Genomic DNA, 11,407 nt, shown 5'->3' on the forward strand with positions numbered 1-11,407 from the left:
GAACGGCGCGAGGAAGGGGTGCTGCAGATCCACCGCCCCCTGCTGCCGCACGTGCTGCCCCAGCCGCACCGTGCTCACCGTGCCGCCCGTGCCGCCCGCGCCGTCGTGGTCACCGCGCCCGCGTACCGCCGCGATCCCTGCGCCTGCCCTCGCCACGGTCACCACGCTCACCGTGGCGCCCTGTCCGTGTGCGGCGTGATCGTCGTGCCGCCGCGGTCGCCGCGCCCGCGTGCCACCTGCCCGCCGTGCTCACCGTGCTGCCGCGGTCACCGTGCCGCCCTGCTGCCGCGTTCGTGTGTCGTCGCGCCCGTCGTGCCGCCGGGCTCGTCGTGGTGCGCTCGGCGGGACAGCGTCGCGTCCGTTCGCCGCCGTCGGTCGGTGCGCGGCTCGTGGCGCACAGCGCGCACCCGGCACCCGTTCGGCGTAGCGTGTGGGAGCGTGGCGGTTCGCCGGGCGCGCACGGTCCCGGTCGCGTGCCGGGCCGCCGGCCCGTGTCCTGCACCCCGAGGAGTCAGGAGCGCACCATGGCTACACCTGTCCGTCGGCGCGCGGGCGGCCGCTCCGCCGCCCGGCTGCGGCGTACCGCCGTCGGTCTCGCCGTCACCCTGCTCGCCACCGGTGCGTGCGCCGTGCCGGCATCGGGCGAGGCCGCCCACCGCGTGCCCGGAGCCGGTCACGGGACCCCGGCGGGATCCGTCGCGTCGCAGGCGACGGCCCAGGCGGCCACCAGCTGCGTCGACAAGGTCTACGCGGGGATGACCGACGCGCAGCGGGTCGGCCAGCTCTTCATGGGCGGCGTCGCCGCCAACGCCCCCAGCGGCACGGACCTGCGCACCCTGCGCACCTACCACGTGGGCTCGGTCATGCTGACCGGCCGCAGCTCCGCCGGCACCGCGGCCACCAAGAAGATCGTCGACGGCATCCGCAAGCAGGCGGACACGGTCGGCGGGCGGCAGGTCGGGATGATCGTGTCGACCGATCAGGAGGGCGGGCAGGTCCAGGTGCTCAACGGCCCCGGCTTCTCGGCCATCCCCAGCGCCCTGACCCAGGGCACGTGGAGTACGACGACACTGCGCGGCCGCGCCGGCACCTGGGCCAAGCAGCTCAAGGCGGCGGGGCTCGACCTGGACCTCGCACCGGTCGCCGACGTGGTGCCGGCCTCGCTCGGGACACGCAACGCCCCCATCGGCCGCTACCACCGCGAATTCGGGAACACCCCCGCCGTCGTCACCTCGCACAGCGGCGCCTTCGCCGCGGGCTTCCGGGACGCCGGCGTCATGACCACCTTCAAGCACTTCCCCGGGCTCGGCCAGGTCATCGGGAACACCGACACCACGGCGAACGTCGTCGACTCGGTCACCACGACCTCCAGCGCGAGCCTCACGCCGTTCCGCAGCGGGATCGCGGCCGGTGCGCCGTTCGTGATGATCTCCTCGGCGAAGTACACCAAGATCGATCCGGCACACCTGGCCGTGTTCTCACCGACCGTCATCACCAAGCTCCTGCGCACCCAGTTCGGCTTCAAGGGTGTCGTCATCTCCGACGACATCGGCCAGGCCGTCGCGGTACGTGCGTACCCCGCAGGTCAGCGCGCGGTGGACTTCGTCTCCGCGGGCGGTGACATGATCCTCACCGTCAAGCCGTCGACCGTGCCCGCGATGGCGCAGGCGGTGCAGTCCCGGATGACGACGGACGCCGCCTTCCGCGCCAAGGTCGCGGCCTCCGTGCACCGCATCCTGACGGCCAAGGCGAACGCGGGACGGCTCAGCTGCGGCTGAACACCGGGCACGCCCCCGGTCAGACGCATCCCGATCAGCGCCGGCCGCCGTACCTCCAGCCCGTGCCGATGCCCGCGACGTGCAGTGCCAGGGCCGTCAGCCCCAGCAGCATCACGTTCGTGGACGTGAACACGTCGTTGGTGCCGATGTTCGCCGCGTTGATCAGGAAGGCGATGAAGAACAGCGCCGCCCCCACCAGACCGAGCATGATCAGTCTCCTTTCCGTAGCCTGCATCCCGTCTGCCCGCACATCACCTTCACAAGCCAGGCACCGCCGGCCGGGGGTGACAGGCCCGTGGGCCGGTGAAACCATGCAGGAGCCGAGGAAGGGTGGCGAGCCGTGGTGCCGGATGTCCGCGCGTCGCTGGGCGCGATGCTCTTCCGCCGGGTGGCCGGCCCCGACGGACCGGCGGTCCGCGCCCGCATCCACGACACCCCGGGCCCGCGCTGGTTCACTCCCGGGCGTCCGATCCGCGTCGTGCACGGCGACGCGTCGATGTTCGTCGGCGGACTCGGCGCGCTCCTCCTGCAGTCCCTGCACCCCCTCGCGATGGCAGCCGTCGCCGCGCACTCCGGTTACCGCGGGGACCCCTGGGGCCGACTGCAACGCACCAGCGCTTTCCTCGCGGTGACCACCTACGGCGTGGCCGACGACGCCCAGGCGGCGGTCGACCGGGTGCGCCGCATCCACGACAAGGTGCGCGGGACCACGCCGGAGGGCGAGCCGTACCATGCGGCCGACCCCAGGCTGCTCGGCTGGGTGCACGCGGCCGAGACGGAGTGCTTCCTGCGCGCGCACGAGCGTTACGGTTCCGGCCCGCTGCACCCGGCCGGGTACGACGCCTACGTCGCCGACACCGCGCGGGTGGCGGAGGCACTGGGAGTGAACGATCCCCCGCGCGACCGCCAGGCCCTGGCCGCGCGGCTGGCCGCCTACCGGCCGGAGCTCAGGGCCACCCCCGAGGCGCGCGCCGCGGCACGCTTCCTGCTCCTGGAACCGCCGCTGCCGCTGCCGGTCCGTCCCCTGTACGGTGTCCTGGCCGCCAACGCCGTGACGCTGCTGCCCTCCTGGGCCCGGACGCTGCTGCGGCTGCCGCGTCTGGCGGTCGTGGAGGACATCACCGTCCGCCCGGCCGGCCACCTGCTCACCCGCACCATCCGCTGGGCCATGAAACCGCCACCGGGCGCCGCCTGACGGAGGGACACGGATGGAACCCGGCCACTCACCAGTTCACTCACGTGAGTGAACCCCGGCGACCCGCCGGGGCGGTCTTCCCAGAGTGGGCGCCGGAAACACCGGCCACCGGGCTGTGCGCCGTCTGCGCGTCGCACGCCCGCTCGCCCACCAGGATGTGGGCATGGCGTGGACGGCGTGGGACGAGGAAACCTCCTTCATCGGCCGGGCGGAGGAGCTCGGCGTGATCGGCGCGGCGGCCCGCTTCTGGGACACGGTCGGCCACCCGCAACGGGGCACGCCGGAGATCGCGGCGCTGCGCGACGAGTGCGAGCACAGGCTCGTACGCAGCCTGGGCAGGCGCCGGTACGACCGGACCTTCGACCGGGCGACCGCCGGCGACGCACGCGCACTCGTCGCCTGGGGAGCACACGGCGGGCCCGTTCCGGGGGAGTGAGGCGCGCCACGGGGCCCGGCCGGCGTCCGGCGCAGGCGCTCAGCCAGCCGGGTCGGTCAGCATCCGCCAGCCCGGCGCGTAGTTGCCGTGCAGGATCAGGGACGCCGCGCCCACCGCGCCCACCGTGTCGCCGATGACGCTCTGTTCGACGGTGACCGGGCGCCGGGCGCGGGCCACCGCGGTGCGGTTGACGGCGGTCTCGATCTCCGAGCGCAGGATCGGTTCGATGCCGTGCAGGGCCTCGCCGCCGAGGACGATCCGGTCGACGTCCAGAAGGCTCGCCGCGCCCCGGGCGGCCTGGCCGATACGACGGGCGGCGCGCCGTACGACGTCGGTCGCGTCGGGGTCGCCGGCGCGGGCGGCGCGGCGCATGGCCTTCCAGTCGTCGTGCAGGGCGTCGGGCGTGCCGGTCAGGCCGAGCCGGGCGGCGGCCGGGGAGCCGTACCGTGCCATGAGGTCGTCGATGATCGCGGCGGGGGAGCAGTACGGGCCGAGACAGTCGGTGCCGCCGCACGGGCAGACCCGGTCGCCGGGCTCGACCGGCATGTGGGCGAACTCCCCGGCGTTGCCCGAATCCCCGTGCAGAACCGTGTTGTTGAGGACGATCCCGGCGCCGATCCCGGTGCCCAGGTAGACGAAGAGGAAGCTGCCCGCGCGGGCCTCGCCGCCGATCCAGCGTTCGCCGATCGCGGCGGCGGTGGCGTCGTTGTCGAGGGCGACGGGCAGCCGGGTGGCCTCCTCGAACATCTTGACCAGGGGGACCCTGCCCCAGCCGGGCAGGTTCGGCGGCGACACCACGGCGCCCTGGGCGCCGTCCAGCGGTCCGGGGGCGGCGATGCCGAGGCCCAGCAGGCGCGCCGGGTCGACCCCGGAGCGGTCGAGCAGCCGCAGGGCCGCGCGGGAGACCCGGTCGACGACCTGCTCCGGGTCCTCGGGAGTGGTCAGCCGCTGCCTGCGGCCGTTGATCACCTCGCCCGCCAGGTTCACCACGACGATCACCGCGGAGTCGGGGTCGAGGTGGACGCCGAGCGCGTAGGCGCCGTCGGGGCGCGGGGAGAGCAGGGTGCGCCGCTTTCCGCCGCTGGAAGGGGCCTGGCCGGTCTCGGTGACCAGGCCGGCGTCGAGAAGCTTGCGGACGACGTTGGAGACGGTCTGGTTGGTCAGCCGGGTGAGCGCGGCCAGTTCGACACGACTGACCGGGCCCCTGGTCCGGATGGCGTCCAGCACGACGGCCTGGTTGTAGCCGCCGACCCGGGGCAGGTTCGTCCCGCCGTGCATCGTCACCGTGCCACCTCCGCTGTCGTGGGGCGCCGGTCCGGCGCCGCGCCCATGCTGTGCCGGGGCCCGCGTGCGAGGTGCGGGGCAGTGGCCCGAAGTCTGCCTCGGACGGGTGAGGAGTCGCTGCGAGCAGCTTAAATCCCGCTGGTTCAGACTGTCTTACAGTCCCGGAACCCGTCATCTGCCGTGGACTTTACACGTCGGAAGCATTGACTTCATCCATCCATTGGATTTAGCTACCGCCCACAGAACCTGGCCGATAGAAGGTCGGGTCGCGCGGGGTGGCGCAAGGGGACGCCCTCCAGGCGGTAGGCGTCGCGGCCCGCATCCATCGAGGCTTCCCTAGGTTTCGCGTTCCCGGAGGGACTTCGTGCGTTCGAAACTCGTCACCGCCGCGGCCATCACCGCCGCCACCGCTCTCGCCGCCACCGGCTGCGGCTCCGGCTCCTCGGGGAGCTCGGGCAAGTCGATCAAGGTCGTGTACTGGCAGAACCTGGACAGCACCAGCAAGCTGCAGGCGAACTTCCTCGCCTCGATGGTGAAGGAGTTCACCAAGGCCGACCCGGGCGCCAAGGTCCAACTGGTCCCGGTCACCGCCTCCGAGAACGACTACTACACCAAGATCCAGCTCATGATGCGATCGCCCTCGACCGCCCCCGACCTGGTCTACGAGGACACCGCGCTCATCAACTCCGACATAGCCGGCGGCTATCTGAAGCCCCTGGACGCGTACACCGCGAAGTGGGCCGACTGGTCCCAGTACGCGGCCGCCGCCAAGACCGCCGTCACCGGCGCCTCCGACAACAAGATCTACGGCGTCCCGGACAACACCGACACCCGTGGCATCTGGTACAACAAGCAGCTCCTCGCCAAGGCCGGGATCGCCGTGCCCTGGCAGCCGAAAACCTGGGCCGACGTGCTGAGTGCCGCCCGGAGGATCAAGGCGAAGCTGCCCGGTGTCACCCCGCTCAACCTCTACACCGGCACCGCCGGCGGCGAGGCCTCCTCCATGCAGGGCTTCGAGATGCTGCTGTACGGCACCCCGGCCGGCGACAAGTCCCTCTACGACGCGAGCCAGAAGAAGTGGGTCGTGGGCAGCCAGGGCTTCAAGGACGCGCTGGACTTCGTCCACACCGTGTACGGGGAGAAGCTCGGCCCGTCCGTCCCGGACGCCCTCGGGGCCAACTTCGGCACCACCGTCGGCACCGAACTGATCCCCTCCGGCAAGCTCGCCATGGACATCGACGGCTCCTGGATGCCCAACAACTGGGGCTCCTCCAGCGCCAAGCCGTGGCAGGACTGGGAGTCCGTGATGGGTACGGCGGCCATGCCGACCCAGAGCGGCCAGGGGCCCGGGAAGACCAGCATGTCCGGCGGCTGGGCCTGGTCCGTCCCGGCCAAGGCGGGCAACGCCGACTTCGCCTGGAAGTTCCTGGAGTCCATCCAGACCCGGACCAACTCGGCCAAGTGGAACGCGCTCAACGCGACCATCGCCACCCGCACCGACGTCGCGAGCGACCCGACGTACCTGAACGCGGTGCCGACCAACAAGTTCTTCACCGAACTGGTCGCCGACACCCACTACCGTCCGGGCCTGCCCGCCTACAACCAGGTCTCGACCGCCATCCAGAAGGCGATGGAGTCGGTGACCACCGGACAGGCGTCGGTCGACAAGGCCGCTGCTACGTTCGACAACGATGTCAAGTCGGCCGTCGGCGACGACAAGACGGACAAGGGCACCTCGTGAGCACGCTGACCACCGCACCCCCCGGGACCGACGGCGACCGCCGGTCCCGGGGGGTGCCCCCCGCCGCCCGGAGCCTGGTGCGCGGGCTGCCGCTGCTGCCGTCGATCGTGCTGCTCGCCGTCTTCCTGGCCGGGCCGATCGGCTACTGCGTGTACTACGCCTTCACCGACATGCAGCTGACCGGCGCCTCCGGCACCCACTTCACCGGCTTCGCCAACTTCACCCGCGCCTTCCACGACGCCGACTTCCTCAACGCCGTGTGGCTGACCCTGGTGTTCGTGGTCGGCTCGGCCGTCGTCGGGCAGAACACCCTGGGCCTCGCCCTCGCCGTCCTCATGGAGAAGGCCGCCCGACCGGTCCGCTCGATCGTCACCGGGGTCGTCATCGCCGCCTGGGTGCTGCCCGAAGTCGTCGCCGGCTACCTGATGTACGCCTTCTTCTACCACCAGGGCTCGCTCAACTCGATCCTGTCGGCCCTGCACCTGCCGCAGCAGAACTGGCTCTACACCATGCCGATCCTGGCCGTCTGCCTCGCCAACGTGTGGCGCGGCACCGCCTTCTCGATGATGGTGTTCTCCGCCGCCCTCAACGACGTGCCCCAGGAACTCACGGAGGCCGCCGAGATGGACGGCGCCGGGCCCTGGCAGCGGTTCTTCCGGGTCACCCTGCCGGTCATCCGGCGCTCGATCCTCACCAACCTGATGCTGATCACGCTCCAGACCCTGTCGGTCTTCGGCCTGGTCTACACCATGACCCGGGGCGGTCCCGGCAACAAGAGCCAGACCCTGCCCGTCTTCATGTACCAGCAGGCGTTCCAGAACAGCCTCATCGGCTACGGCACCGCCATCGCGCTGGTGCTGCTGGTGGTCGGCGCCCTGTTCTCCGCCGTCTACATCCGGCTGCTCAAACTGGAGGACGACTGATGGCCGTCGCCGCCACCACCCCCCGGACCGGCGGTACCGCGCCCGCGGCCGTGCCCCGGACCGCCCCGCGCCGCCGCCCCCGGCTCGGCAGGGGCGTCATCAACATCCTGCTGCTCGCCGTCTCGCTGGTCTACGTGCTGCCCCTGGTGTGGATGCTGATCGCCTCCGTCAGCGACCTCAACAGCTTCCGGCTCCGGCTGCCCGACGCCCTGACCCTCGACAACTTCGACGCGGTCCTCAACGTCGACACCACCTACCGGCCGATGCTCAACAGCCTGCTGCTGTGCGGCTTCGCCACCCTCGTGACCGTCGTCGTGTCGATCCTCGCCGCCTACCCGCTCTCCCGGTACCGGTCCCGGCTGCGCCGCCCGTTCCTCTACACCATCCTGTTCTCCACCGGGCTGCCCATCACCGCCGTGATGATCCCGGTGTACAGCATGTTCGTACAGGTCGACCTGATCGACTCGATGCCCGGCACGACCCTGTTCCTCGCCGCGTCCGCGCTGCCGTTCGGGATCTGGCTGATGAAGAGCTTCATGGACGGGGTCCCGCTCGTCCTGGAGGAGGCCGCCCGCATCGACGGCGCGGGCGCCATGACCGTCCTGTGGCGGGTCGTGCTCCCGCTGATGCGCCCCGGTGTCGTGGTCGTCACCATCTTCACCTTCATCGGCATGTGGGGAAACTTCTTCGTCCCCTTCATCCTGCTGCTGTCCCCGGAGAAACTCCCGGCGTCCGTCAGCGTGTTCACGTTCCTCAGCGCGCACGACCAGACGCAGTACGGACAGCTGTCGGCGTTCTCGATCATCTACTCGCTGCCCGTCGTGATGCTCTACCTGCTCCTCGCCCGCAAGCTCGGCGGCGGCTTCGCACTCGGCGGCGCGCTCAAGGGCTGAACCGCCCCACCCCCACCAAGAAGGAAACCCATGCACAACGACCGCGAAGTCACCGAGCAGCGGCTGGAACGCGTCCTGAACCAGCGCATCCGGCCCGCCGTGCACGCCCGGGCGGTCCCCCTCCAGGTCGAGGTCTGGGACGTCCACGGCGAACCCGTCCCGGTCGCCGAGGGCATCGCCGCGCCCTACCGGCCCGCCCGGACGGGCGACCGCTGGGGACCGGCCTGGACGACGAGCTGGTTCAAGGTCAGCGGCACCGTCCCCGCCGACTGGGCCGGGCTGCCCGTCGAGGCCGTCCTCGACCTGGGCTTCGCCACCCACTCCGCCGGCTTCTCCGCGGAAGGCCTCGTCCACCGCGCCGACGGCACCGCCGTGAAGGCCCTCAACCCGCGCAACACCTGGCTCCCGGTCACCGAATCGGCCGTCGGCGGCGAGGAGTTCACCGTCTACATCGAGGCCGCCGCCAACCCCGTGGTGATGCACACCGCGCCCGGCGAACTCTCCTTCGGACCCACCTCGGTGGGCGGACGCGCCCCCTGGCTCGGCGACCCGGCCGCGGACCCGGGCGAACCGCTGTACCGGCTGCGCCGCCTGGACCTCGCGGTCGTCGACCGGCCCGTGTACGAACTCGTACAGGACCTGGAAGTCCTCGGCCAGCTGATGCAGGAGCTGTCCCCGGACACCCCGCGCCGCTGGGGGATCCTGCGCGCCGTCGAGAAGGCCCTGGACGCCGTCGACCTCCAGGACGTCTCCGGCACGGCGGCCGCCGCCCGTGCGGCACTCGCCCCCGCCTTCGCCGCGCCCGCCACCGCCAGCGCCCACCGGATCTCCGCGGTCGGCCACGCGCACATCGACACGGCGTGGCTGTGGCCGCTGCGCGAGACCGTCCGCAAGGTGGCCCGCACGGTCTCCAACGTCACACAACTCATGGACGACCACCAGGAGTTCAAGTTCGTCATGTCCCAGGCGCAGCAGCTCGCCTGGCTCAAGGAACACCGCCCCGAGGTCTATGCGCGCGCCCAGGAGAAGGCGAAGGCCGGGCAGTTCCTGCCGGCCGGCAGTCTCTGGGTCGAACCCGACACCAACATCACCGGCGGCGAGGCCCTGGCCCGGCAGTTCGTCCACGGGAAGCGGTTCTACCTGGACGAGTTCGGCGTCGAGACCGAGGAGATGTGGCTGCCGGACACCTTCGGCTACAACGCGGCCCTCCCACAGCTGATGAAGCTGGCCGGCGTGCGCTGGTTCCTCACCCAGAAGATCTCCTGGAACACCACCAACAAGTTCCCGCACCACACCTTCTGGTGGGAGGGCATCGACGGCACCCGGATCTTCAGCCACTTCCCGCCCGTCGACTCCTACAACGGTGAGCTGTCCGGTGCCGAAGTAGCCCACAGCGTACGGAACTTCCAGGACAAGGGGGCGGTCAACAGCTCCCTCATCCCGTTCGGCTACGGCGACGGCGGCGGCGGCCCCACCCGCGAGATGCTGGCCCGCGCCGACCGGCTCGCCGACCTGGAGGGCTCGGCCCGCGTCGCGATCGAGGGCCCGGCCGACTTCTTCGCCCGCGCGGAGCGCGAGTACGCGGACGCGGGCGGCGCCCCCGTCTGGTCGGGGGAGCTGTACCTGGAGTTCCACCGCGGCACCCTCACCAGCCAGCTCGCCACCAAGCAGGGCAACCGGCGCAGCGAACACCTGCTGCGCGAGGCTGAGTTGTGGGCGGCGACGGCGGCCGTGCGCCGGGGCAGCCGCTACCCGTACGAAGCCCTCGACCGCCTCTGGAAGACCGTTCTGCTCCATCAGTTCCACGACATCCTGCCCGGCACCTCGATCGCGTGGGTGCACCGGGAGGCGGAGGAGACGTACGGCGCGGTGGCACGGGAACTGACGCAGATCATCGAGGAGGCGCAGCGGACCCTGGCCGGTGACGGCCCGGAGGGCGGGCTCGTCGTCTTCAACGCGGCCCCGCACGCCCGCGCCGGCGTCCCCGCCCTGGGCGCGGCCGTCCGCGAGCCCGGCGAGCGGAACACCCCGGCGGTGGCGGAGGCGGGCGGCTTCGTACTCGACAACGCACTGGTGCGGATCGTCGTCGACGCCGACGGCCTGATCACCTCCGCCTACGACGTCACGGCCGGCCGCGAAGCCCTGGCCCCCGGTTCCCGAGGCAACCTGCTCCAGCTCCACCAGGACTTCCCCAACCAGTGGGACGCCTGGGACATCGACGTCTTCTACCGCAACAACGTCCGCGACCTGACGGCGGCTGACTCGGTGACGGCGGTGCCGGAGGGCGGCGTACGGGTGGTGCGCACCTTCGGCGACTCCCGTGTCGAGCAGACCCTGACCCTCGCGGCGGGCTCCCGCCGGCTGCTGGTCGACACCGTGGTCGACTGGCACGAGCGGGAGAAGCTCCTCAAGGCCGCGTTCCCCCTGGACGTACGGGCCGGGCACTCCACGGCGGAGATCCCCTTCGGCCACGTCGAACGGCCCACCCACACCAACACCAGTTGGGACGCGGCCAGGTTCGAGGTCTGCGCCCATCGCTTCCTGCACGTCGGCGAACCCGACTGGGGCGCGGCGCTGGTCAACGACTCGACATACGGCCACGACGTCACCCGGGACGTCCGCCCGGACGGCGGCACGACCACCACGGTCCGCCTCTCCCTCCTGCGCGCCGCCCGTTTCCCCGACCCCGACCAGGACCAGGGCACCCACCGCCTGCGCTATGCCCTCGTCATCGGGACCGACGTCGACGGTGCCCGCCGCGAGGGCTACCGCCTCAACCTTCCCGAGCGCGCGCTCCCGGGTGGCGAACCCGTGACGCCGCTGGTCGCTGTCGACAACCAAGGCGTGGTGGTGGAGGCGGTCAAACTCGCCGACGACCGCAGCGGCGACGTGGTGGTACGGCTGTACGAGGCGCGCGGGGTACGGGCCAGGGCGACGCTCACCCCGGGCTTCCCCTCGACGGCGGCCGGCCCGACCGACCTCCTGGAGCGGCCGCGGGACGCCGACGCCCCGCACTGCGAGCCGGCAGCGGACGGCCGGGTGCGACTGACCCTGCGCCCGTTCCAGATCCTGACCCTGCGGCTGCGCCGGTCCTAGCCGGGCCGCAGGACGGAGATACGACCCCGGGCCGCCAGCCGTCGGCGTCCGCGTGGCCGAC

At 71.8% G+C, this 11,407-nt stretch carries 9 protein-coding genes; 7 read left to right on the forward strand and 2 right to left on the reverse strand.

Annotated elements, in window-relative coordinates; all coding sequences use genetic code 11:
- Positions 1–524 precede the first annotated feature (524 nt).
- On the forward strand, positions 525–1,778 hold the full coding sequence (locus tag ABZ646_RS28205; RefSeq protein ID WP_360524604.1) for a glycoside hydrolase family 3 N-terminal domain-containing protein: 1,254 nt from the start codon (positions 525–527) through the stop codon (positions 1,776–1,778).
- Between the two features lie 34 nt (positions 1,779–1,812).
- Here the strand turns inward: ABZ646_RS28205 and ABZ646_RS28210 are convergent, their stop codons facing one another.
- Positions 1,813–1,986, reverse strand: a complete 174-nt coding sequence (locus ABZ646_RS28210; protein WP_165939525.1) for a hypothetical protein — start codon at positions 1,984–1,986, stop codon at positions 1,813–1,815.
- A 165-nt stretch (positions 1,987–2,151) separates the two neighbouring features.
- On the opposite strand from ABZ646_RS28210, the gene ABZ646_RS28215 reads away from it, so the two are divergent.
- Together ABZ646_RS28215 and ABZ646_RS28220 are read left to right on the forward strand one after the other, a co-directional pair.
- A complete protein-coding gene (locus tag ABZ646_RS28215) occupies positions 2,152–2,973 on the forward strand; it encodes an oxygenase MpaB family protein (RefSeq protein ID WP_360524620.1) in 822 nt (273 codons plus the stop codon).
- 163 nt (positions 2,974–3,136) lie between these two features.
- Positions 3,137–3,409 carry a hypothetical protein gene (locus tag ABZ646_RS28220; RefSeq protein ID WP_360524608.1) on the forward strand — a complete coding sequence of 91 codons (273 nt, stop codon included), beginning with the start codon at positions 3,137–3,139 and terminating at the stop codon, positions 3,407–3,409.
- A 39-nt stretch (positions 3,410–3,448) separates the two neighbouring features.
- On the opposite strand, the gene ABZ646_RS28225 is transcribed toward ABZ646_RS28220, so the two are convergent.
- Complete coding sequence (locus ABZ646_RS28225) at positions 3,449–4,687, reverse strand: ROK family transcriptional regulator (RefSeq protein ID WP_360524623.1); 1,239 nt, start codon at positions 4,685–4,687, stop codon at positions 3,449–3,451.
- Positions 4,688–5,057: 370 nt separating this feature from the next.
- Between ABZ646_RS28225 and ABZ646_RS28230 the strand changes: the two genes are divergently transcribed.
- Genes ABZ646_RS28230 through ABZ646_RS28245 form a run of 4 tightly spaced genes read left to right on the forward strand, consistent with a single transcriptional unit; the run spans position 5,058 to position 11,346 of the window.
- The gene (locus ABZ646_RS28230; RefSeq protein ID WP_360524611.1) at positions 5,058–6,434 is read left to right on the forward strand and encodes an extracellular solute-binding protein; all 1,377 of its coding nucleotides are present in this window, start codon (positions 5,058–5,060) and stop codon (positions 6,432–6,434) included.
- Positions 6,435–6,487: 53 nt separating this feature from the next.
- Positions 6,488–7,357, forward strand: a complete 870-nt coding sequence (locus tag ABZ646_RS28235; RefSeq protein ID WP_360524626.1) for a sugar ABC transporter permease — start codon at positions 6,488–6,490, stop codon at positions 7,355–7,357.
- Positions 7,357–8,250 (forward strand): carbohydrate ABC transporter permease, encoded by an 894-nt coding sequence (locus ABZ646_RS28240; protein ID WP_360524614.1) that lies wholly within the window; start codon positions 7,357–7,359, stop codon positions 8,248–8,250. Before ABZ646_RS28235 ends, ABZ646_RS28240 begins: the two co-directional genes overlap by 1 nt.
- A 30-nt stretch (positions 8,251–8,280) precedes the next feature.
- Positions 8,281–11,346, forward strand: a complete 3,066-nt coding sequence (locus ABZ646_RS28245) for a glycoside hydrolase family 38 C-terminal domain-containing protein (protein ID WP_360524617.1) — start codon at positions 8,281–8,283, stop codon at positions 11,344–11,346.
- Positions 11,347–11,407: the final 61 nt, after the last annotated feature.

Origin of the sequence: Streptomyces sp. NPDC007162 (genome assembly GCF_040634175.1) — a bacterium.
Classification (GTDB): domain Bacteria; phylum Actinomycetota; class Actinomycetes; order Streptomycetales; family Streptomycetaceae; genus Streptomyces.

Bases quoted from the DNA above. Each gene is read 5' to 3' on its own strand.
- ABZ646_RS28225 (WP_360524623.1), bottom strand. From the start codon at position 4,687: ATGCACGGCGGGACGAACCTGCCCCGGGTCGGCGGCTACAACCAGGCC.
- ABZ646_RS28215 (WP_360524620.1), top strand. From the start codon at position 2,152: ATGCTCTTCCGCCGGGTGGCCGGCCCCGACGGACCGGCGGTCCGCGCC.
- ABZ646_RS28205 (WP_360524604.1), top strand. From the start codon at position 525: ATGGCTACACCTGTCCGTCGGCGCGCGGGCGGCCGCTCCGCCGCCCGG.
- ABZ646_RS28220 (WP_360524608.1), top strand. From the start codon at position 3,137: ATGGCGTGGACGGCGTGGGACGAGGAAACCTCCTTCATCGGCCGGGCG.
- ABZ646_RS28245 (WP_360524617.1), top strand. From the start codon at position 8,281: ATGCACAACGACCGCGAAGTCACCGAGCAGCGGCTGGAACGCGTCCTG.
- ABZ646_RS28210 (WP_165939525.1), bottom strand. From the start codon at position 1,986: ATGCTCGGTCTGGTGGGGGCGGCGCTGTTCTTCATCGCCTTCCTGATC.
- ABZ646_RS28240 (WP_360524614.1), top strand. From the start codon at position 7,357: ATGGCCGTCGCCGCCACCACCCCCCGGACCGGCGGTACCGCGCCCGCG.